The organism is Sinorhizobium sp. KGO-5 (genome assembly GCF_036245905.1).
GTDB lineage: Bacteria > Pseudomonadota > Alphaproteobacteria > Rhizobiales > Rhizobiaceae > Sinorhizobium > Sinorhizobium meliloti_A.
The window spans coordinates 1-20,000 of sequence record NZ_BDIZ01000002.1; the positions used below are offsets into that span (position 1 = coordinate 1).

A 20,000-nucleotide genomic window follows, 5' to 3' on the forward strand; every position below is an offset into this window, starting at 1 on the left:
TCACGAAGAAGCCCATCATCCCCATCGCCATCTGCACCATCTCGTCGGAATGCGGGTGGTACATGAAGGTGCCCGACTTCACGAGATCGAACTCGTAGACGAAAGTCTTGCCGGGCGGGATGTGCGGTTGCGACAGCCCGCCGACGCCGTCCATGCCGGATGGCAGGATCATGCCGTGCCAATGGATGGTCGTGTGCTCCGGCAGCTTGTTGGTGACGAAGATGCGCACCCGATCGCCTTCGACCGCCTCGATCGTCGGACCCGGCGACTGGCCGTTATAGCCCCAGAGATAGGCGGTCATGCCATCCGCCATCTCGCGCTCGACCGACTCGGCGACCAAATGGAACTCCTTGACGCCGTTGTTCAAGCGATATGGTGCGGTCCAGCCGTTGAGCGTAACCACGGGATTGTAGTCGGGACCCGAGGTGGGCTTTAGTGGCGGCTGCGTCTCCGCCGTCTCCATCACGGCGGCTTCGGGAAGGCCCATATTCGACGTTTTCGCCCAGGCGGCGGTGGATACCAGTGCGGCGCTCGCGCCGAGTAGCTGTCTTCTGTTGAACATGGTCTGTTCCTTTCTCAGTGGCCGCCACCGCCGCTCTCGGCGGCAGCCGCGACTTCCGTTCCGCCGGCGGCCGCACCCGCGCCGCCGCCATAGACGGCGGGGGCGAGGTTGGCCTCGGCCAGCCAGAAGTCGCGCTTGGCGTTGACGGCAAGCAGGATCGAATTGACCTTCTCGCGGCTGTCGGCCAGCAGTTCAAAGGTGTTGGTGATCATCGCGTTGTAGGTGAGGAGGGATTCCTCCTCGATCTTGGTGCGCAGGGGCACGACGCTGTTGCGGTAGTGCCGGGCAATATCGTAGGTGGCGCGGTACGCCTGATAGGCCGAGCGCGCTTCCGAGCGGACGTTGACCGCCTTTTCCGCGAGGAGGTTCGCCGCCCGCATATAGGCAAGTTCCGCCTTGCGCATGCGGGCTCTACCGCTGTCGAAGATCGGAATGACGAATTCGAGTTCCGCCTGTCCGGTCGTTTCGCTCTTGATGTCGCCGTCCTCGAGTTCCCGCTCCGCCTCGAAGCCCGTAAGGAGTTCGAGGTCCGTGACGTAGCGGGTGGCTTCCGTCAGCTTGTAGGATTTCGCGGTCGCTTCGAGGTCGAGCTTCGCCATCTGCAGATCGACGCGGCGATGCAATGCCTCCGCCTCGATCAGGTCACGCTTCATTATTCCCCTCGGCAACTGCGGCAGACGGTTCGGAACCTGATAGTCGATGCCCGAACCCCAGAGGCCCATCAGCCGGGTCAGTTCTTCCTTGGCGAGCCTCGCCTCGAGCCGCGCCTTTGCTGTCTGTCCCGCCAGTTCGGCATAGAAAACATGCTCGCGGGCCTGACCTTCTTTCGTGAGCGCGCCGCTCTTGCCAAGCTCCTGGGCAAGTTCGGAGGCGGCGTCTGCCGCCGCCTGCGCCTGGTTGAGTTGAGCCACCGTTTCCCAGGCAGCCACCGCATTGATCCAGGCGCGCCGTGTGTCCGAGGCAAGCTGCAGCGTGCGAAGGGCCGCATTCAACTGCGCCCTTCGGAATCCGGTATCGGCGATGGCAATGTTCCGGTCTCGGGTGGCAAGCGCGAGAATGTTATTGGCGATCATGCCTTCGACCGACTTGAATGCTTCGAGCCCCGGCGTGCCGATGCCCGTAAGCCCGACCGAGACCGTCGGATTGACGAGCATCGTCGATTGCCAGGCATCGGCGGCAGAATCCCCCAAGTCAGCATAGGCGGCCTGCAGCCCCTTGTTGTTCAGAAGCGCCACCTGAACCGCCGTCTCGACATCGATCGCTTTCTTCGCCATCAGCGTCTTCACCCGGTCGGAAACGACACGTGCGTGCTGCTGGTTCTGTATCCAGACCGTCTGCTTTCCCACAGCCTCGGCCGTCTTGGCCTCGACCGAGGAAAAGCCAGCGTTCTTCGCTGCGTATTCGCTCGCGGACACGCAGCCGCCGAGCACAAGCGGTAGGGCGAGGGCCGCAGCCAGTTTTACAATTGCCCTCATCATGACGCGTCTTCTTCCGGAGTCTGAGCGTCGTTCTGGTTGCGCCACGGCTGGGGATCGACCGGGACGCGGTGGGCGTATCCCGAAACCGGGCTCGTATATCTGACGGGGCGGACCTGAGCCTGGGAGGCGGCGAGGTCGCCCGTCGCAATGACATCGGGAGGCAATGTGGAGGCGCATCCGCTCGCGAAAAGCAGCAGGGCGGCCACGAGGAACAATTGTTTCATGGTATTATCCGAATAGGAAGTTGCAGCGGCGCACGAGGGCAAACCGGCTCGCGAACGCTCGTTAGACCCGTGAGAAGAACGGGTGCGGTCCTATTCAGATGTTCGGGGGTCGGTGCAGCAGCGGCAGCTCGCCCGTGGTCCGGGCGTCGTCAACGAACTCGCGGATGGAGGCGACGCGAAGTCCGCCGACGGGATTAGTTTCAGCGATAATCGCCATGCTGACGCAGAATCCCTTGCAGCAGTCGGTCTTCACAAGCTTCTGAGAGTCGTCCTGGGAGGATTTCTGATCGGCGTACGTATGTCCGCCGCCCACCACATCGTGATGATGGTCGTCGGACTGGGCAATTTCAGGACCGGACCAAGCGCCGTGCATGGCGGCGGAGGCGGTCGGCAATGAGGACACCGTCAGCGATATGACAATCGCCAAGCGGAGCAGAACCAGCATCTTTTGCAATGTGATTCGAAACATACCCATGCCCGAGGACTACCATCGGTTCCGAAGTTGTCAATTGTCAGCCCGTATGAACACGCGATTCGCGTCCATTATATGGCACCGGCCCTACCGTCGATCCGATGCTGGTTAAAGGTGTAATGGTTCTAACGATGGGAAGGTCAAGCGAGAAAGTGACCGAACTCGGAAGGAGGCGTCCTCCGGTCGCTATTTGTCTCGCCGCAGGGACCCTTCGGAACGCTGTCGAGGAAGAGGTTTAGCGGGATGGCGACAGGGAACAGCATGCATTTAGCCGGAGCTGTTCAGTCTCGCTCTGATCGCCTTCATCAGCTCGATTTCCTGACGCTGCCCTTCAGAGATTTGATTGCACAGGTGGGTGAGTTCCTCGTCCGGTTCGCTTCGCGGCACATCAGAATTGCTCCTGAATGGTGCGGGATCATCGAGGCGATGAACTGGTCGTCGTCGATCAGCGCCTGCGTGCGCATTCCCGCAAACGCCAGAACAAAGAGGACGGCCAGGCCGAGATGAATGGCCATGTTCAGTCGCCTGTTCCTATACATCCCACCCATCGTCGCCAGCATGATGATTCCCATCGGAGCAACCATCGTCAGTGCCATGTAGAACATGTTGAGGTTGTTCCGAAATTCGGACCAGCCGTCGATCATCGAAAACATCACGAAGTACATGACGACCAGGCTGAGCGCCATGTTGACGGCGAACATGAGGTAATGGGGAGTTGTTGTGTCCGGGTGTTGCCTTGAGTGCTTGTCTTGCTCTTTCATGACGACGTTCCGCTTCGTAGAAAGTTGCAGCGTATGAACTTGGGAAGTGCCGAAGCAACCGGCGGCCCGGTCGTTCGTTTCATCAAAAGCGGTACTGGGGTTGTGCCTCTGCAACCGAACCCAGCCTTGGGCAGTCGCACGTCGGCGCGGGCACGCGCCGCCTCTAGAGTCTGGGGCCTCGTGCCTATCGATCTACTTGCGCCGGGAATCCGTGTCCGGCGCGTAGTGGGAGCGGGAACTTTCATCTGGAAGGCTGGTCTGAGGGCGGAAGGAATTGCGCCCCATGCGTGCTTTCAGGGCAGTCTCCCGGGTGATTGGAATTGCGGTGCTATGCTTCGTGGTCGTGAACCTGCATAGCGCTGCGGCGGCTGCCGCCTTGCATACCGATCGCCATTGTCCGTCTGTTTCGGAGCCGGGCCAGGTTTCTCCCGATGGCGCCCGTTCCGCGAGCTCCTGCACGACGGTGCAGTGCTGTCCAGTCCTGGTGGACGCTCGCGGCTAAGTCGCCCCCTCGGTTCCCCGACACCGGTTCTGGGAGAAGCCAAACCGTTCTTGCTCGTGCGGGCGATCTATTCGCCGCCAAAGCTCCCGCTCTCCTGAACCAAACAGCCTTCCAACCAAATAGGAGAACTCAATGAACACCGTGCTCAAGCTTGCGGTCGCAGCGGCGGCCGTCCCGACCATTGTTGTCGCGACCATGGAATCTGCCTCGGCTCAGATGGCAATGCCGGACGCATGCAAATCCGAGGCCTCGGCGAGTGGAGACATGCAAACGGCCGGCAGCGGCATGCCGACAGGCGAGATGGCCGATTAGCAGAAGGCGATGATGGAAGACATGCGGGAAACGGCACCAGCCATGATGCAGGGCATGATGGCGAAGGACCCGGACGTCGCCTTTGTCTGCGGCATGATCGCCCACCACACGGCCGCCATCACCAAAACCGTCGAAGCCGTACGTCAGGTGTGGCCTAAATGCTTTCCATTGGCGGCGCACTTCGGTGTGCTCGAGTTTGACGGCCGCCACAATCCAACCTTCTAAGAGGCGATCGATCTCATCCAACAGCTGCGAGCAAGCGGTTTCGACCTTCTCAATGTCGGCATCGGTTTCGCGACCCGAACGTGAAGGGGCCGCGGCATGCTTGTTCCACTCGCAAGTAAGCTCCGGCAAAAATGTGCTCTCCCGGTTGAAACCGCATGGAGGATCCGACAAGCCGGTAGTGGCGGGGTGCGCCGATTTGATCGTAGCGGGCCGCGCACAATTGGCAAATTCTCACTACCCGTAAGGGGCGGCCGTCGTGCTTCAGAAGGAAAGGCTTCTTGGGTTCTGCCTACTCCGTACGCTTACTGGTTACATCGCTACGGGTCCAAGCGCATCTGTCGAGCAATAATCATACTCATTTTAGCTTTGTATCTCGTGCATCCGTAGAGACTTCCAACCTAGCGATATCTTCGTTGGTCGGGTAACCCGCCAAGCTTCGCGCCAGTGCCGTAAACTTCTCGGGCCAGGCCATCCTTTGACCTCGTAATAGTCCAGAAAGCCTGCCAGAAGTCGCCGGCTATCGGGTCGCCAACGCGGGTGGTCTTCCATCTGGTCCATTGATTGTCGTCGAGTTTTCGTCGGACGACCATTGTACTGGGCTGCCTTGTCTACGCCGACATCGCCCGGCTGGAGGCCATGAGGTCCTTTGCGCGCTTGGGCTTTCTGGTTTGTATGGGCGTCTCGCCCTCGCTGGTGCGGTAAACCTTGGAGAAATGCGAGCTCGATGTAAAACCGCAAGCAATGGCGACTTCGACGACAGGCATAGCAGTTTGCTCCAACAGCGCCTTGGCTCTTTCGACACGCAACTTCACGTAAAATCGTTTTGGGCTACAGCCGGTATTGGATTGGAATTGACGTTCCATCTGCCGCCGTGAAATTCCCACCTTTTTTGCCAAGACCGGCAGCGGAAGTGTCTGCGTCATATTCTCCGACATCAGCTCAATCGCAGCTCGGAGCGCCCGATGCTTGACGTCTTGTGAGAGTGAAAATGGTAAACGTTGGCGCTCCGACCTATGCCTGACAACCCCGACGATTGCCTGTTGGCAGATTCTCCGCGCGACATCAGGGCCATGGTGCTCGGAGACGATGTGCAGCATCATGTCGAGGGAAGATGTGCCGCCGGCGCACGTGTAGATGCCATCGTCGACCTCGTACAACTGCGGTAGTGCCTGGGCATCGGAGAACTCCTCCGCGAAAGACGGGTAGTTCTCCCAATGGATCGTGCAGCGCTTATCTACAAGAAGCCCGGCATTCGCGAGTAAATGGGGTCCGGTGCAGATGGCTCCCAATGGAATTCGTTGCGAGCGGCATTCGCGGAGCCATTTGTCGAGGGACTTGTCGAGGTGTTTCTGGACATTCCGGCCTGCGCAGACGATTGCCATGGCGAGCTTCACGCCACCAGCCTTCAGATTTCGCGCTTCGGCCAGAGACAGGTCAGGTGTTATCAAGAGGCCGCAGCTCGCCCGGACAGCCTTGCCGTCGCTCGTAACGATCCGCCACTCGTAAACCTCATCTCCGCTCACCTGGTTCGCCAACCTCAAGGTTTCGAGAGCAGAGGTAAAGGCGAGCAGGGTGAATTCCGGCGCTAGGTAGAAGAGGAACAGCTTCTTCGTGTCCGATGCCGTCCTCATCGGTGCCTCCAAGTCGAAGATACCTGGTTTCAAATCAATCTCTATAGCCCAAGCGCCTGTCGTTGCTTCACGGCAAAGGCTTGAACCAAACGGTCAGCAACTAGAGCCAGAATTGCCATCGCCGCTCCCGCCGCCACGCCGAGGCCGACATCGCCCTGGCCTAGGGCGAGATAAATCTGCTGGCCGAGGTCGGTCGTCCCGATCAATGCAGCGATCACAAGCATCGAAAATGCATACAAGACCGTTTGGTTCAGCCCGAGGAGAATGCTGGGCAGCGAATAGGGAATACGTACCTCCCGCATCACCTGCCAGTCGCTCGCGCCGGATGCGACTGCCGCCTCTAGGAGTTCTTCCGGGGTCGATGTCAGGCCGTGATAGGTGTAGCGAACCATGGGCACGATCGCGTAGGCGCATATCGCCAGGAACGCGGAGAACTCACCGATCTGGAAGAACATCAAGACGGGAATAAGGAAGACAAAGAGTGGAATGGTCTGGAAGAAGTCGCAGACCGGCCGAACAACGCTCCAGGTCGCCGGACTGACGGATGACACAAGCCCGATCAGACCGCCAAGCACGACGCACACCGATACCGCCGCCGTGCACAGGTACAATGACAGGAGCGCGGGCTCCCACAATCCCATCAACAGGATCGCCAATATCATGCTCACGGCGAACGCAGCGAGTTTTGGCCCGCCGGCAACCCAGCCCAGCGCGCCGAGAGAAACCAGCATGAACGGCCATGGTAGGTTCGCGATTCCGACAATTATGATGCCTGATGCGATCAGAAGTGACAGGCCGAGACCCGCCCGGCCACGAAGTGCCATTACAACTGCGATAACGCCGAAGACTGCATAGACGGCGGCACTCATCCATTTCGTCCACATGAAGCCCCAGGTGAACGGGAGCACTGCCTGGTCGAGGCCGATCTTCAAAGGCAGCAGGACAAAAAACATCGCGCCGTTCTTGAACGAATCCAACACGATTCCGTTGGCGGCCGTGAAAGCGTTGAGATAGCTGTCGGCCGCGACGGCAAGGCCTCTGAAGGCCGCATAGGAGCCGGGCCCCGGCAGGAGACTGCGCTCCACCGCCGCCAGGGCAACCGAAGCCAGGACCACCGCAAGCGCTATTCTCCACGAGTGCCGCACTTCCGATTGCGCCAACGCGCCGCTCATACGATCCGCCAGAATCGCGAAAATGACGATAACGAGACCTGCCACCAAGCTCTGCCCGAAAGCCGCCTTGCGCATGGTCAGTAGGACCTCCCAACCGATGTCATTGAACCCGCCGATCACGGCTGCGATGATGACCATGGACAGAGCGGCCATGATGGTCTGGTTGACGCCGACCATAATCTGCCTGGCGGCAGACGGGATTTCGATGAGAAAGAGCTGCTGGACCCGGGTCGCCCCGTTCATGATCGCCGCTTCCTTGATCTCCGGCTCGACCCGTTGAAGACCAAGCATAACGTTTCGGGCCATCGGCGGGGCGGCGTAGATAATCGAGGCTATGAGGCCGACGACCGGACCGAAACCAAAGAGGAGCAGGAGCGGTGTGAGATATGCGAACGTCGGAACCGTTTGCATGACGTCGAGCGTGGTTTCGACGACGCGGCTTATCGATTTGAATTCGTTCGCTAGCAAGCCAAAGGCGAATCCGACGAGGAGGGCGAAGGGCACCGAGACGAACACGAGCGCCAACGTGTTCATGCTGGCGATCCAGTAGCCGCTGAAGAGGACGAAGCCCAGACCGGCAACGACCAGAAGGGTCAGACGGGTGCCGCCGAGGTACCAAGCAAGTGCCGTAAGAATGCCGATACTGAGGGAGTACGGCGAGTTCACGAGCACCACGTTTGCAAACATCATCGGATACGAGAGCAGTGCCGAAATCACGCGTGCCAGAGGCTTGAGCAATTCGAAGGCGGCCGTCAGGGCAGTTCCGATCCATGACGTCACGGGAAGTGTCGCCGCTGCCGGCCAGGAACTGACCCATTGCAGATAGGGCGACAACATGATGCAGGCAGCTCCGACAAGGATGGCAGTCAGCGCAGCCCAAACCGCTGGGGTGGGGCGTATCATGGAGATTTCTCCGATTCCCGATTTATGGTTCAGGACGGTCCCGCTGGCGCGGACCGGTCAAATTGCAGTCGGTTTCACGAGGGTCGCTCGGATTGGAGCGCACTCGCTAATTGGCTCGGGTGAACTATCCCGGCCATCTTCCCGTCGGCTCCCCAGACGGGGACAGGCTGATAGAGAGCCATACACGAGGTTAAGGCATCATCGACCGTCATATCCGCGCCGATCTTGGGATCGTCCGGCATATTGGGGAGGCGATCTGGCAGGCTCATCATCGAGCTGACATGTGAATACCTGCCTTTGGGGACATCCCGACTGAACTCGCGCACATAGTCATCGACTGGATTGAGGATGATCTCGTCCGGGGTTCCGATCTGGACGATCTTGCCGTCGCGCAGGATCGCGATCCGGTCGGCTAGTTTAAGGGCCTCCGTGATATCATGCGTGATGAATACGGAGGTCTTCTTCAGGCCCGTCTGGATCCTCAAGAATTCATCCTGGAGTTGGCGACGGATCAGCGGATCGAGGGCGGAATAAGGCTCGTCGAGGAACCAGAGGTCAGGATTGACCGCCAACGCGCGGGCGATTCCGACGCGCTGCCGTTGTCCGCCGGACAACTCACGGGGATAGGCGTCCTCTCGGCCGGAAAGCCCTACGAGGTCCAGCACTTCGAGGGCACGTTTCCGACGCGATGTCTTGTGTGAACCCTGCATCTTCAGCGGAAAACCGACGTTCTCGCAGACGGTCATGTGGGGAAAAAGTCCAAAATGCTGGAAAACCATGCCCAGCTTGTTCCGGCGCAGCTCGATCAGCCGCTGCTTGCTCGCAGTGAGGATGTCCTCTCCGCTGATCAGAATCGATCCAGCCGTGCCTTGTACGAGGCGGGAGATAGTCCTGATGAGGGTGGATTTCCCCGAACCCGAAAGTCCCATGATCACGAAGACTTCGCCTTCGAGGACCTCGAAAGATACGTTCTGCATCGCTGGAACCAGCCCGCGATGGCGAAGCAGTTGAGCCGCCTCGTCGGCGTTTCCGCCGGCATCCGACAGAGCTTGTTTAAGTCCTTGCTCTGCGTTTGCACCGTAGACCTGCCAAACACCTTTGCATGAAATCGCTGGAGGCGGGAGTTGTTGCAACATCGAGCCTGACCTCACTTGGTCGCCACCTCGACGACGGGCTTCCAAGCCGCCGAATTCGCTTCGATCCAGGTTTTCGTGACGTCTTCGGCCGATTTTCCGTCAACGTCAACGGCACCCATTAGAGGTTGCTGCTCCTCTGTCGACAGCTTCAGACCCTTGAGGATTTCATATGCGGCAGGCCATTTGTCCTTGAGACCCGGCCATGCGGCCTTGAATACACGCGTCGGAATAAAGTCGCAGTCACCAGTCGAGCCCTTGTTCGGGCCATAAGCGGGATCATCAAAACATTCTTGTTTGCCTTCGGGAAGCTCCACAAACCTGAGGTCGTATGCCGCGATCGCCCAGTGCGGCTGCCAGAATACAGCAACCAGCGGCGTCTTGCGCTCGACAGAAGCCTTGAACTCGGCGGCGAGCGCTCCTTCGGAACCTGCGGGGATTGCCTTAAAAGACAGGCCGAGGGCCTTAATACGGTCTGCTCCGGGGGTGCCCCATTCACCCGGGTAGTCGACAAGGCGACCCTCAGGAAGCGTCTCGGCAGTAGCAAAGACGCTAGCGCAATCCTTCAGAGCTTCCCACTTGGGGAGGCCAGGACACAGCTCTGCAACATGAGCCGGGTAGGCGAAGCCTTCACGCGCCACCAGCCCCAGCTCACCGAGGTCCTCGACCTTACCTTCGTTGTTAAGCTGCTTGTACTGCTCCGTCACATTCGAGCCCCACACTTCGAGAGCGGCGTCGATCTGACCTTCGGAAACAGCCTGCCACATGTTTTGATAGCCGGCGGTCACGTATTCGACCTTGTATCCGGCAGCTTGCAGCATTTGGCCGGCGATGCGGGTCGTAATCTGCTGGCCTGTCCATTCGTTGATGGCGAGCTTGATCGGTTGGTCGACAGCGCCCAGTTCGGCGGAATATGCGCCCCCGGAAAGCAGCGTCAGGACAGCGCACGTCGAGACAAGTTTTGAAACCTTGTTCATTATCGATCTCCCAATTTGTATTTGTTCCCTTTCAAAATTGTTGCATAAAGCCCGGGCGTGTTTTAACATTTCACGACACTGGTTTTACATTTTCGGCCATGTCAGAGAAATACAACTCTACCGTTCAGATACTCGTTCTCGTCACGCCGAACTTTAATGTTGCGGCCACGGCAGCCTTCATCGATCCGTTTCGCGCGGCGAATTATCTTGAGGGGGATACCCGCTTTCGATGGCACCTGGTGTCCGTGAAGGGCGGTCCTTGCATGGCAAGTAGCGGCTTCGCCGTCGAAACCCAGCGTTTGAGCGACATTCAGAATGATCAGTTCGACATCGTCGTCATGTCTGCGAGTTGGACACCGGAAGCAGCTGCCACACCGCAACTGCTGGCCACATTACGAAAGTGGGCACGGGCAGGGAGCATCATGGGCGGCCTCGACACAGGGGCCTTCATTCTCGCCGATGCCGGCCTTCTCAGCGGCAAGCGCGCGACCGTGCATTACGAGCACATCGACGCCCTCAAGGAGCTGCATGAGGACATCGATGTTTCGGAAGACATCTTTGTCCGCGACGAAAAACAGTTCACATGTTCGGGCGGGATCGCGTCGGCTGACATCGCGCTTCACGTCATCCAGGCTATCTCCGGTGACGCGCTGGCCAACGCCGCAGCTCGATACATTTTCCATCCCCTGTTGAGGCCAGCGGGAACCCCACAAAACCCTGCCAACGTCGAGCCCCTGGGAAGCCACGTTCCAGCCTCGATCAGGCAAGCAATTGTGGTTATGGAGCAGCACCTCGAAGACGCGCTCGCCATACCTGACATCGCTCATCGAGTCCGCATTTCCCATCGGCAGCTCAACCGTCTTTTCCTGAAATACGTAAGCAAATCGCCCGCAATCTATTACCGGGACATCCGATTGGACCGCGCTCGTGGGCTCGTGACCCAGACGGACATGCCCATGTCGGAAATTGCCATCGCTTCGGGATTCGCCAGCCAAGTGCATTTCAGCAGGGCGTATCGGGAGAGATTCGGGTTATCTCCGCGTACGGACCGAATCGACGGCCGGATACCGTTTGAGTTCCGCGCGTGGCCGATGCACAGAAAACAACCGGCTGCAGTATAGATTCCCCAATCATTTTTTGGCTGATCAACGGGCGGTCCACATGTCTGCGACCCAGACAGGTATTGGAGACGAGATCTCGTTGGCTTCTCTGTGTTCTTACTCCCTCGCAAGCAAAAGCGAGACTGTGTTCCGCCGATTACTAACGGCGAAAAATATCAAATTCATGGCGTTTCGCGCACAGACGGTGAAGGACCTCGGGGCGAAGCTTGGGCATCAAAACAGACGTTCCGCACCAAGCGGCCGGGAACTGAGAGGAGCAGCCATGACCGTTCTGCCATCAAAGGAAGAATTCGCAGCCATCCAGAAGGGCTACTCGCCGAACGCGTCCCGCTCCCTGTCGCTGCACAAGGACGCCTACGTTGATCCGCGCTGGCACGCCATCGATCTTAAGGAAATCATCGCGAAGACGTGGCAGTGGGTCTGTCACGTCGAAAAGGTCCGCACGCCCGGGTCTTACGTCACCGTTGATATCGCCGGCCAGCCGATCGCCGTAGTCCGCGACCGCGAGGGCGTCCTGCGCGCATTCTACAATGTCTGCAAACACCGTGCTCATGAGTTGCTCACCGGCGAGGGGAACACGACCCGGATCATGTGTCCCTACCACGCCTGGACCTACAAGCTGGATGGGCAACTCGTGCGTGCGCCGCATACTGAGACGCTCGAAGAGTTCAATACCAAAGAAATCTGTCTCGACCAGGTTCAGGTGGAGGAGTTTTGCGGCTTCATCTACGTCAATCTCGACCCCAGCGCTGCATCGCTGCGCGCGCAGACGGGCGACCTCGAGACGGAGATCAGGCACTGGGCTCCCGACATCGAAAAGCTGACGTTCGCCAAGCGTCTGACCTATGATATCAAGTCGAACTGGAAGAACGTCGTCGATAACTTCCTTGAGTGCTATCACTGCCCGACGGCGCACAAGGACTTCTGCACCCTAGTCGATATGGACACCTACAAGGTGACCACGCACGGCATCTACTCCAGCCATATGGCCGATGCTGGCAAGAACGCCAACAGCGCATACGACGTCTCGAACGCTACCGTGACCACACACGCGGTTTGGTGGCTTTGGCCGAACACCTGCATCATGCGGTATCCGGGCCGTTCTTCGATGATCATTTTGAACATCATTCCGGCCGGACCGGATCGCACGTTGGAGACCTACGATTTCTTCCTTGAGGACACCAACCCGAACGAGATGGAGCTTCAGACTATCAAATACCTCGACGAGGTTCTGCAGGTCGAAGACATCAAGATCGTGGAAAGTGTCCAAAAGGGGATGAACACCCCGGCATTCACTCAGGGTCGCATCGTCAACGACCCCGACGGCTCCGGCCAGTCTGAGCATGCCGTCCACCACTTCCATGGGCTCGTTCTCGAAGCGTACGCAAAGAGCGCTCCGTAAGCGCAGGGGCTTCCCTTCCCGGATGGCCGGCAGAGAGTTCGGCCATTCGGGAAGGTCCGGAAACCTATTGGTGGGAGGGTGACCTGAAATACTCGCTACCCACCGTGTCCTCTACGCCAACAGAAAAGAAGCCGTCGATGACAGGAAAACTAGAAGGAAAGGTGGCGCTCGTCACTGGGGGGCGCGGCGGCATCGGCCGCGCGATCTGCGACAGATTCATCAAGGAAGGGGCAGTCGTTTATGCGGCCGACCTTTCGGACGCCGGCAGCATGACTTCGGTCGCTGATGACGGCGCTAAATACATAAAGCTCGACGTCACCTCGGAAGAGAACGCGGTCTCGGTCATGGCCACCGTCATGGAAGGAGTTGGCAAGCTCGACGTACTCGTCAATGCCGCTGGTATCGAGATTGAAAAGACGATCGAGCATACGACGTTGGAGGAGTGGAACCGGAGCTTCGCTGTCAACGTGACTGGGACATTCCTGGCTTCGAAACACGCGCTGCCTCTTCTCAGGAAGGCCACCAAGGACGGCGTTACCGCGTCCATTATCAACTTTGGCAGCTATGACGGTTTCATCGCGGACCCGGGTCTAGCCGCCTATTGCGCGACGAAAGGCGCGGTTCATGCGCTGACACGGGCAATGGCGTGCGATCACGGTCCCGAGGGGATTCGCGTCAATGCGATTTGCCCCGGTTACATCGACACGCCAATGCTCCAGAGCTTTTTCGCTGGGGCCGGCTCGGGGGGGAGGGGTGGCACGATCGACACCCTCAAGGATGCGGTTCGCAACGTTCATCCGATCCGGAACTACGGCACGCCGGAAGATATCGCAAACCTGGTGAACTGGCTGGCGAGCGACGAAGCCAGGTACGCCAGCGGACAACTGTGGGTGCTTGACGGTGGTCTGTCGGCGCAAGTTCAGCAAATGAGGCTTTAAACATGTCCAAGTCAGTAATCATCACCTGCGCGCCGACGGGCGGTATCCACACGCCTACCATGTCCGACTATCTTCCAATAACCCCATCGGAGATCGCCCAGGCGAGCATCGAGGCCGCGGAAGCGGGCGCGGCCATCATCCACCTCCACGCGCGCAACCCCGAAAACGGAAAGCCCGATCCCAGTCCAGACCTTTTCATGGAGTTCCTACCGCGTATCAAGCAGGCCACCAACGCGGTGCTCAACGTTTCTACCGGCGGCGGCTTGGGCATGACTCGCGAAGAACGTCTGCGGGCCGCAACGCGGACGAGCCCTGAAATGGCGTCGCTGAACGTCGGTTCGATGAACTTCGGCATCTTCCCAATGATGCAGAAGTACAAGGACTGGAAGCATTCGTGGGAGCCCACCTTCCTGGAATCCACCAGGGACTTCATCTTCCGGAACACGTTCGCCGACATCGAATACACGATCAAGGAACTGGGCGAGGGCCACGGCACCAGGTTCGAGTTCGAATGCTACGATCTCGGCCACCTCTACAATCTCGCCTGGATCATCGATCAGGGTTGGCTCAAGCCTCCGTTCTTTGTCCAGATGGTCTTCGGCATTCTCGGCGGTGTCGGAGCCGATCTCGACAACCTCGTTCACATGCACACGATCGCCAGCAAGCTCTTCGGCGACGACTACGAGTGGTCGGTACTAGCAGCCGGCAGGCATCAGATTCCGTTCACGACGCAGGCTGCCCTCCTTGGGGGAAACCTGCGGGTCGGCATGGAGGACAGTCTCTACATCGGTCCTGGTCAGAAGGCGAAATCAAGCGCCGAACAGGTCCGCAAGATCAGGTCCATCGTGGAGAACCTCGGAAGAACGGTTGCGACGCCCGATGAGGCGCGTCAACGGCTGGGTCTCAAAGGCGGCGATCAGGTGGCGTTCTGACCATGCAAACCGAACTCCTCATCAATGGCGAACTCGTTCGAGGCAGTGGTGAAGCACTATTGATCCTCGATCCGGCCACGGCCGGAGAAATCGCGAGCATCAACGAGGCCAGCCCCGAGCAGGTCGACGCGGCTGTCGACGCCGCAGCCAAGGCCTTCGACAAGTTTTCGCGGACCACGCCTAAGGAACGCACAGACCTTCTGCTGAAGATCGCAGACGTCATCGAGTCGAACAGCACCGAGTTGGCTGAACTCGAAAGTCTTGACGTCGGCAAGCCCTGGCCGTCGGCACACGACGATGAGATGCCGCTGACGATCGACACCTTCCGCTTCTTCGCAGGGGCTACCCGCACGATGTCGGGGCCCGTAGCGGGCGAGTACGTCGCCGGGCACACGAGCATAATCCGCCGCGAAGCCGTCGGTCCGGTGGCGGCTATCACGCCCTGGAACTACCCGTTGATGATGCTGTCGTGGAAACTCGCCGCCGCGGTCGCCGCCGGGTGCACCACCGTCCTGAAGCCCTCGGAGATCACGCCTCTCTCGACGCTCAAGCTGGGCGAGCTCCTCGCCGACGTCCTTCCAAAGGGCGTTTTGAACATCGTCCACGGCCGTGGGGCGACAAACGGCGACAGACTGATCAATGCGCCGCAGGTCGAAGCGATCGCCGTTACAGGTTCGCCTGCCACCGGCATGGCGGCGATGAAGGCAGCCTCGCAGCAGATCAGGCATGTGCATCTCGAACTCGGAGGCAAAGCACCCGTAATCGTCTTTGACGACGCTGACATCGATGCCGTTGTCCAAGTCATCCGATATGGCAGCTTCTTCAACGCGGGCCAGGACTGCGCCCAGCCATGCAGGTTCTTCGTCCAGGACGGCATTTACGACAAGCTGGTGGCAGCGGCCGCGACGGAAGTCTCCGAGATCAAGATTGGAGCCCAGAAGGCCGAAGGCACGCAGATGGGGCCGGTCGTCTCTGCCACGCAGTTGGAACGGGTCGAAGGCTTCGTCGAGCGGGCCCGCGCCAGTTGCGAGATCGTGACAGGCGGCAAACGAGGCGAGGGGAAGGGCTTCTTCTATCAGCCGACCGTAATCGCAAACGTTGATCACAATGCCGAGGTTGCCTGCTCCGAAATATTCGGGCCGGTGGTGACGATCTCCCGTTTCTCAGACGCGGAGGAGGCGGTTACCGTCGCCAACGCCGGACGATATGGACTTGCGTCGTCTGTTTGGACCCGGGACGTGGGCCGGGCGATGGATGTGTCCAGCCGTCTTCGATACGGCTTCACCTGGGTCAATACCCACGGCGTGGCGACCCCCGAGATGCCTTGGGCAGCCATGAAAGGATCGGGAACGGGATCGGACATGTCGATCCACGCGCTCGACGCCTATACCTCGATCCGTCACGTGATGGTGTCCCATGGATAACAATTTGCAGAAGGTTGCGATTGTTACTGGCGGCGGGCGCGGAATTGGCGCGGCCATCGTCCGTCGACTGCGGGAGGACGGTATCTCGGTGGTGGCGTGTGGTCGCAGCGCGAGACCGGAAGGCTTGGACGATGACGTCGTTTGGGTGCGGGCCGATGTCTCGTGGAGCGCCGACGCAAACCGGGTCGTCGAAACTGCCAGCAAGTACGGGCTCGTATCCATCCTGGTAAACAATGCCGGGGTGCAGGTCGAAAAGACTGTGCTCGACACAACCGACGAAGACTGGTCGAACGTTATGGACATCAACTGCCGGGGCGTCTTCAATATGTCCCGCGCCGTGTTGCCGATCATGGAGAAATCCGGCGGGTCTATCGTCAACCTCGGCTCGATTTCCGGACACGTGGCCGATCCATCCATGGCGATCTACAACGCCTCGAAGGGGTTCGTTCACAGTCTCACGCGCTCGATCGCCGTCGATCACGGCCCGGCTGTCCGCTGCAATGCTGTTTGTCCGGGTTGGATCATGACTGCCATGGCCGAAAGCGGCTTCGCTTTGGCGGAAAACCCCGAGAAAGCGAAATCGGCCGCTATCGCCCGCCATCCCGCTCGCAGGTTCGGAACGCCCTCCGACATCGCAAACGCCGTCGCTTGGCTTGTCTCCGATCAGGCTTCCTTCGTAACCGGCCAATTGTTGACCATCGACGGTGGGCTGACAGCCGCCTCTCCACTCCAACCTGGGTTACTCTGATGACTGAATTCAAGAATACTGCTGTGCTCGGCGCTGGGGTCATCGGTGCCAGCTGGACGGCCTTGTTCCTCGCCTCGGGCCGGGACGTCGCCGTACACGACATCTCTCCGAACACGGAAAAGAGCGTGCGCGAATATATCGACCGTGCTTGGCCGACGCTTGAACAGATCGGCCTGGTCAAGGGCGGCAGTCATGATCGAGTTCGGTTCTGCGAATCCGCCGTCGAAGCCGTCGAAGGCGCGACCTTCGTGCAGGAAAACGTTCCGGAACGGCTCGCTATCAAGCATGCTCTTTACGGCGAAATCGAAAAACATCTCGCCGCCGACGCAGTCCTCGCGACGTCGGCCTCGGGCTTGACGCTTTCGGAAATGCAGGGCGGTTGGCGTGATCCTTCGCGCTTCGTCCTCGGCCATCCTTTCAATCCGCCGCACCTGATTCCGCTTGTCGAAGTCATGGGCAATGAACAGACCGCCGATGGCGTTGTAGAAGCCGCGGAGCGTTTCTACGCCGCGGTCGGCAAGGTGACGATCCGCGTCAACCGCGAGGTCCCGGGCCACGTCGCCAATCGCCTGCAGGCTGCCGTCTGGCGCGAGGCCATACATCTCGTAAAAACCGGCGTGGCCTCCGTCGAGGACGTCGACAAGGCTATGTGGGCCGGTCCAGGTCTGCGCTGGGCTGCCATGGGGCCGACGATGCTATTCCACCTCGGTGCCGGCGAGGGAGGCCTGGCCGCCTTCTGCGAACGCTATACCGACAGCTTTAATCGCTGGTGGGATGACCTTGGCGTGCTGCACTTAGACCCCACGTTGGCGGAAACCCTCGTCTCCGGCGTCAAGCAGGAAGCCAACGGGCAATCGCCAGCCGATCTCTCAGCGCAGCGCGACGCTCTTATCGCCAGCATCCAGAAAGCAATGGCTCCGCTGCGGGCCAACTGAACATCGCAAGGACGGCAACATGGAAGACGGTCGGGTTGATCAGACCTCCCGGATTGTGGTGATCGGGGCAGGTCAGGCGGGATTCTCCGCATGCGCCAAACTCCGCGCGCTCGGGCATATGGGGTCGATCACCTTGATCGGCGACGAAAACCATCCGCCCTACCAAAGGCCACCGCTCTCGAAAGGCTTCCTCCTCGGCGAGACGACCGAGGAGAGGCTCTACTTCAGGCCCCCGAGCTTCTATGACGAAAAGGGCATCGAGTTGAGACTGTCGTCGACCGTCGAGGCCATAGACCGGTCGGCGCACAAGGTAATGATCGCGGACGGATCGGAAGTCACGTACGATCGCCTGCTCCTGGCGACAGGTGCCCGTCCCAGGCTTTTGCCCCCTGAGATCGGTGGAGAACTGCGGGGCGTTTTCTACGTCCGGAACCTCGCTGACATTACCTCGATGACACACTGTTTCCGACAGGCGCAGCGTGTGCTCATCATCGGCGGCGGCTACATCGGCTTAGAAGCGGCTGCCGTCTCGTCCAAACTTGGGCTCGAGGTCACTCTCATCGAGGCTTCCGACCGAATCCTGCAACGCGTTGCCAGCCCTGAGACCTCGCAGTTCTTTAGAGAGTTGCATGCGTTCCACGGTGTCACTATGCTCGAGGGAGTGGGGATCAGACGCCTTGCCGGCGAAGGCAGCCATGTCCATGCCGCCGAACTCTCCGACGGCTCGGTGCGTCCGGTCGATTTCGTCATTGTCGGAATCGGCGTGCACCCCAACGTTGAGCTTGCCCGAGAGGCAGGCGTGGATGTCGACAATGGCATTGTCGTTGATGCGGATTGCCGAACCTCGGACCCGCACATTTTCGCGGCGGGCGACTGTGCTTCGTTTCCATGGAAGGAAGGCCGCATCCGTCTGGAGAGCGTTGGCAACGCCATCGACCAGGGGGAGGCAGCAGCGAAGGCAATGCTCGGGGAGTCCTCCGGATACGTGGCGAAGCCATGGTTCTGGTCAGACCAGTTTGATGTCAAACTGCAGATCGCGGGGCTCTCCACGGGATACGACAACGTGGCGACGCGGCATGGAGCGGGCAACGCGATCTCCTATTGGTATTACCGTGGTGACGAACTTCTGGCTGTCGACGCCATGAACGACCCGCGAGTCTACATGGCCGCAAAGCGGATGATCGAGGCGGGCAAGTCGCCGCCGTCGGCCGTGGTTGCCGATACGACCGTCGATCTCAAGTCGTTGTTATAGAAGAGTTTACAATGGTGAAGTTGACTATCTCCGCGTCAGACGGAAGGCCTTTTGAAATAGATGCGGCCCCAGGAACGACACTGATGGAGAATGCCGTACGGAATTCTGTCCCGGGCATCGAGGCGGAATGTGGTGGCGCGTGTGCATGCGCGACCTGCCATGTCTACGTGGACGAGGAATGGAAGGGGCGTGTGGGGCCTCCCAACGACATCGAAAAGGACATGCTCGATTTCGCATACGACGTGCGAGAGAATTCGCGGTTGTCGTGCCAAATCAAGCTGTCGGAGGCAATTGACGGTCTGAAAGTCGAAGTTCCCGAGCGTCAGTCGTAAGATCAAGCCGGCTTCACACCCTCGCGCACATCCAATGGAAGTGAGAGCTCATGACCCAAGCGCCCCTGAGACTATGGGAGGGTTCCGTCCTGCCCGAGTGGCTCGACTACAATGGACACATGACGGAGCACAGATACCTCCACATCTTCAGCGACAGTTCCGATGCTCTATACGCACAGCTTGGCATTGACGTCGATTGTGCCGCCGGATCATATTACACGTTGGAGACACATCTGAGGCATTTGGCCGAGACACATCTCGGTGCCTCACTTCGGACCGAGACGGAGATCCTCGGCTACGATGACAAGCGCCTACACCTGTTTCACCGCCTGTTTGAAGTTGCCGGGAAGCTGCTCGCGACAGCGGAGCACCTGGCATTACATGTTGCCCATTCCAAAGGATGTCCAGCAAGCGCTGACAAGCTCACAGAAGTGGCCTCCATTTTCGAAAGCCAGAACGAACTGCCCGTGGAAGAGAGACTCGGTAGTGTGCTTCGCCAGCCTTTGCGAAATACAAGACTTCGATGAACCACACGGTTTCCGACTACACATCGGTGAGGTTCGG

The 20,000-nt window shown here is 59.4% G+C and carries 20 protein-coding genes and 1 pseudogene; 12 read left to right on the plus strand and 9 right to left on the minus strand.

The window, feature by feature from the left end:
* The 5 genes and pseudogenes from BHD07_RS09140 to BHD07_RS09160 form a co-directional block, all read right to left on the minus strand.
* Positions 1-562, minus strand: a 562-nt coding sequence (locus tag BHD07_RS09140; protein ID WP_338279349.1) for a multicopper oxidase domain-containing protein, incomplete at its 3' end; no start/stop codon positions are given.
* A 14-nt stretch (positions 563-576) separates the two neighbouring features.
* Positions 577-2,040: a TolC family protein gene (locus tag BHD07_RS09145; protein ID WP_338279351.1), complete on the minus strand. Its 1,464-nt coding sequence runs from the start codon at positions 2,038-2,040 to the stop codon at positions 577-579.
* A complete protein-coding gene (locus BHD07_RS09150) occupies positions 2,037-2,264 on the minus strand; it encodes a hypothetical protein (protein ID WP_338279353.1) in 228 nt (75 codons plus the stop codon). Before BHD07_RS09150 ends, BHD07_RS09145 begins: the two co-directional genes overlap by 4 nt.
* A gap of 94 nt (positions 2,265-2,358) precedes the next feature.
* Positions 2,359-2,739, minus strand: coding sequence for a hypothetical protein (locus tag BHD07_RS09155; RefSeq protein ID WP_338279355.1), 381 nt, complete (start codon positions 2,737-2,739; stop codon positions 2,359-2,361).
* A gap of 264 nt (positions 2,740-3,003) precedes the next feature.
* Positions 3,004-3,497, minus strand: a pseudogene (locus BHD07_RS09160) (DUF305 domain-containing protein).
* 634 nt (positions 3,498-4,131) lie between these two features.
* Here BHD07_RS09160 and BHD07_RS09165 point away from each other — a divergent pair.
* Together BHD07_RS09165 and BHD07_RS09170 are read left to right on the plus strand one after the other, a co-directional pair.
* Positions 4,132-4,311, plus strand: coding sequence for a hypothetical protein (locus BHD07_RS09165; protein WP_338279356.1), 180 nt, complete (start codon positions 4,132-4,134; stop codon positions 4,309-4,311).
* Between the two features lie 9 nt (positions 4,312-4,320).
* The gene (locus tag BHD07_RS09170) at positions 4,321-4,536 is read left to right on the plus strand and encodes a hypothetical protein (protein WP_338279358.1); all 216 of its coding nucleotides are present in this window, start codon (positions 4,321-4,323) and stop codon (positions 4,534-4,536) included.
* 608 nt (positions 4,537-5,144) lie between these two features.
* Here the strand turns inward: BHD07_RS09170 and BHD07_RS09175 are convergent.
* The 4 genes from BHD07_RS09175 to BHD07_RS09190 all read right to left on the minus strand — a co-directional run bounded on the left by BHD07_RS09175 (position 5,145) and on the right by BHD07_RS09190 (position 10,352).
* Positions 5,145-6,167, minus strand: coding sequence for a GlxA family transcriptional regulator (locus tag BHD07_RS09175; RefSeq protein WP_338279361.1), 1,023 nt, complete (start codon positions 6,165-6,167; stop codon positions 5,145-5,147).
* A gap of 41 nt (positions 6,168-6,208) precedes the next feature.
* A complete protein-coding gene (locus BHD07_RS09180; protein WP_338279363.1) occupies positions 6,209-8,242 on the minus strand; it encodes an ABC transporter permease in 2,034 nt (677 codons plus the stop codon).
* Positions 8,243-8,316: 74 nt separating this feature from the next.
* On the minus strand, positions 8,317-9,378 hold the full coding sequence (locus BHD07_RS09185; protein ID WP_338279365.1) for a quaternary amine ABC transporter ATP-binding protein: 1,062 nt from the start codon (positions 9,376-9,378) through the stop codon (positions 8,317-8,319).
* 11 nt (positions 9,379-9,389) lie between these two features.
* Positions 9,390-10,352: an ABC transporter substrate-binding protein gene (locus BHD07_RS09190; protein WP_338279367.1), complete on the minus strand. Its 963-nt coding sequence runs from the start codon at positions 10,350-10,352 to the stop codon at positions 9,390-9,392.
* A gap of 98 nt (positions 10,353-10,450) precedes the next feature.
* Here BHD07_RS09190 and BHD07_RS09195 point away from each other — a divergent pair, with 98 nt between their 5' ends.
* The 10 genes from BHD07_RS09195 to BHD07_RS09240 all read left to right on the plus strand — a co-directional run bounded on the left by BHD07_RS09195 (position 10,451) and on the right by BHD07_RS09240 (position 19,963).
* On the plus strand, positions 10,451-11,473 hold the full coding sequence (locus BHD07_RS09195) for a GlxA family transcriptional regulator (protein ID WP_338279369.1): 1,023 nt from the start codon (positions 10,451-10,453) through the stop codon (positions 11,471-11,473).
* 40 nt (positions 11,474-11,513) lie between these two features.
* Entirely contained in the window at positions 11,514-12,875 is a 1,362-nt protein-coding gene (locus tag BHD07_RS09200) for an aromatic ring-hydroxylating oxygenase subunit alpha (protein WP_338279371.1), read from the plus strand.
* Positions 12,876-13,012: 137 nt separating this feature from the next.
* Positions 13,013-13,813, plus strand: a complete 801-nt coding sequence (locus BHD07_RS09205) for an SDR family NAD(P)-dependent oxidoreductase (protein ID WP_338279373.1) — start codon at positions 13,013-13,015, stop codon at positions 13,811-13,813.
* A 2-nt stretch (positions 13,814-13,815) separates the two neighbouring features.
* Positions 13,816-14,745, plus strand: a complete 930-nt coding sequence (locus tag BHD07_RS09210) for a 3-keto-5-aminohexanoate cleavage protein (protein WP_338279375.1) — start codon at positions 13,816-13,818, stop codon at positions 14,743-14,745.
* A 2-nt stretch (positions 14,746-14,747) separates the two neighbouring features.
* Entirely contained in the window at positions 14,748-16,169 is a 1,422-nt protein-coding gene (locus BHD07_RS09215) for an aminobutyraldehyde dehydrogenase (RefSeq protein ID WP_338279377.1), read from the plus strand.
* Positions 16,162-16,917, plus strand: coding sequence for an SDR family NAD(P)-dependent oxidoreductase (locus BHD07_RS09220; protein ID WP_338279379.1), 756 nt, complete (start codon positions 16,162-16,164; stop codon positions 16,915-16,917). The genes BHD07_RS09215 and BHD07_RS09220 overlap by 8 nt, the downstream gene beginning before the upstream one ends.
* A complete protein-coding gene (locus BHD07_RS09225) occupies positions 16,917-17,852 on the plus strand; it encodes a 3-hydroxyacyl-CoA dehydrogenase NAD-binding domain-containing protein (RefSeq protein ID WP_338279381.1) in 936 nt (311 codons plus the stop codon). Before BHD07_RS09220 ends, BHD07_RS09225 begins: the two co-directional genes overlap by 1 nt.
* Positions 17,853-17,871: 19 nt before the next feature.
* Complete coding sequence (locus BHD07_RS09230; protein ID WP_338279383.1) at positions 17,872-19,104, plus strand: NAD(P)/FAD-dependent oxidoreductase; 1,233 nt, start codon at positions 17,872-17,874, stop codon at positions 19,102-19,104.
* Positions 19,105-19,115: 11 nt separating this feature from the next.
* On the plus strand, positions 19,116-19,436 hold the full coding sequence (locus BHD07_RS09235; protein ID WP_338279385.1) for a 2Fe-2S iron-sulfur cluster-binding protein: 321 nt from the start codon (positions 19,116-19,118) through the stop codon (positions 19,434-19,436).
* A gap of 50 nt (positions 19,437-19,486) precedes the next feature.
* A complete protein-coding gene (locus BHD07_RS09240) occupies positions 19,487-19,963 on the plus strand; it encodes a thioesterase family protein (RefSeq protein WP_338279387.1) in 477 nt (158 codons plus the stop codon).
* Positions 19,964-20,000: the final 37 nt, after the last annotated feature.

What these genes read in the sequence shown, in the direction of transcription:
- BHD07_RS09145 (WP_338279351.1), bottom strand. Translation starts at nt 2,040, where the DNA reads ATGATGAGGGCAATTGTAAAACTGGCTGCGGCCCTCGCCCTACCGCTT.
- BHD07_RS09150 (WP_338279353.1), bottom strand. Translation starts at nt 2,264, where the DNA reads ATGAAACAATTGTTCCTCGTGGCCGCCCTGCTGCTTTTCGCGAGCGGA.
- BHD07_RS09155 (WP_338279355.1), bottom strand. Translation starts at nt 2,739, where the DNA reads ATGGGTATGTTTCGAATCACATTGCAAAAGATGCTGGTTCTGCTCCGC.
- BHD07_RS09165 (WP_338279356.1), top strand. Translation starts at nt 4,132, where the DNA reads ATGAACACCGTGCTCAAGCTTGCGGTCGCAGCGGCGGCCGTCCCGACC.
- BHD07_RS09170 (WP_338279358.1), top strand. Translation starts at nt 4,321, where the DNA reads ATGATGGAAGACATGCGGGAAACGGCACCAGCCATGATGCAGGGCATG.
- BHD07_RS09175 (WP_338279361.1), bottom strand. Translation starts at nt 6,167, where the DNA reads ATGAGGACGGCATCGGACACGAAGAAGCTGTTCCTCTTCTACCTAGCG.
- BHD07_RS09180 (WP_338279363.1), bottom strand. Translation starts at nt 8,242, where the DNA reads ATGATACGCCCCACCCCAGCGGTTTGGGCTGCGCTGACTGCCATCCTT.
- BHD07_RS09185 (WP_338279365.1), bottom strand. Translation starts at nt 9,378, where the DNA reads ATGTTGCAACAACTCCCGCCTCCAGCGATTTCATGCAAAGGTGTTTGG.
- BHD07_RS09190 (WP_338279367.1), bottom strand. Translation starts at nt 10,352, where the DNA reads ATGAACAAGGTTTCAAAACTTGTCTCGACGTGCGCTGTCCTGACGCTG.
- BHD07_RS09195 (WP_338279369.1), top strand. Translation starts at nt 10,451, where the DNA reads ATGTCAGAGAAATACAACTCTACCGTTCAGATACTCGTTCTCGTCACG.
- BHD07_RS09200 (WP_338279371.1), top strand. Translation starts at nt 11,514, where the DNA reads ATGTCTGCGACCCAGACAGGTATTGGAGACGAGATCTCGTTGGCTTCT.
- BHD07_RS09205 (WP_338279373.1), top strand. Translation starts at nt 13,013, where the DNA reads ATGACAGGAAAACTAGAAGGAAAGGTGGCGCTCGTCACTGGGGGGCGC.
- BHD07_RS09210 (WP_338279375.1), top strand. Translation starts at nt 13,816, where the DNA reads ATGTCCAAGTCAGTAATCATCACCTGCGCGCCGACGGGCGGTATCCAC.
- BHD07_RS09215 (WP_338279377.1), top strand. Translation starts at nt 14,748, where the DNA reads ATGCAAACCGAACTCCTCATCAATGGCGAACTCGTTCGAGGCAGTGGT.
- BHD07_RS09220 (WP_338279379.1), top strand. Translation starts at nt 16,162, where the DNA reads ATGGATAACAATTTGCAGAAGGTTGCGATTGTTACTGGCGGCGGGCGC.
- BHD07_RS09225 (WP_338279381.1), top strand. Translation starts at nt 16,917, where the DNA reads ATGACTGAATTCAAGAATACTGCTGTGCTCGGCGCTGGGGTCATCGGT.
- BHD07_RS09230 (WP_338279383.1), top strand. Translation starts at nt 17,872, where the DNA reads ATGGAAGACGGTCGGGTTGATCAGACCTCCCGGATTGTGGTGATCGGG.
- BHD07_RS09235 (WP_338279385.1), top strand. Translation starts at nt 19,116, where the DNA reads ATGGTGAAGTTGACTATCTCCGCGTCAGACGGAAGGCCTTTTGAAATA.
- BHD07_RS09240 (WP_338279387.1), top strand. Translation starts at nt 19,487, where the DNA reads ATGACCCAAGCGCCCCTGAGACTATGGGAGGGTTCCGTCCTGCCCGAG.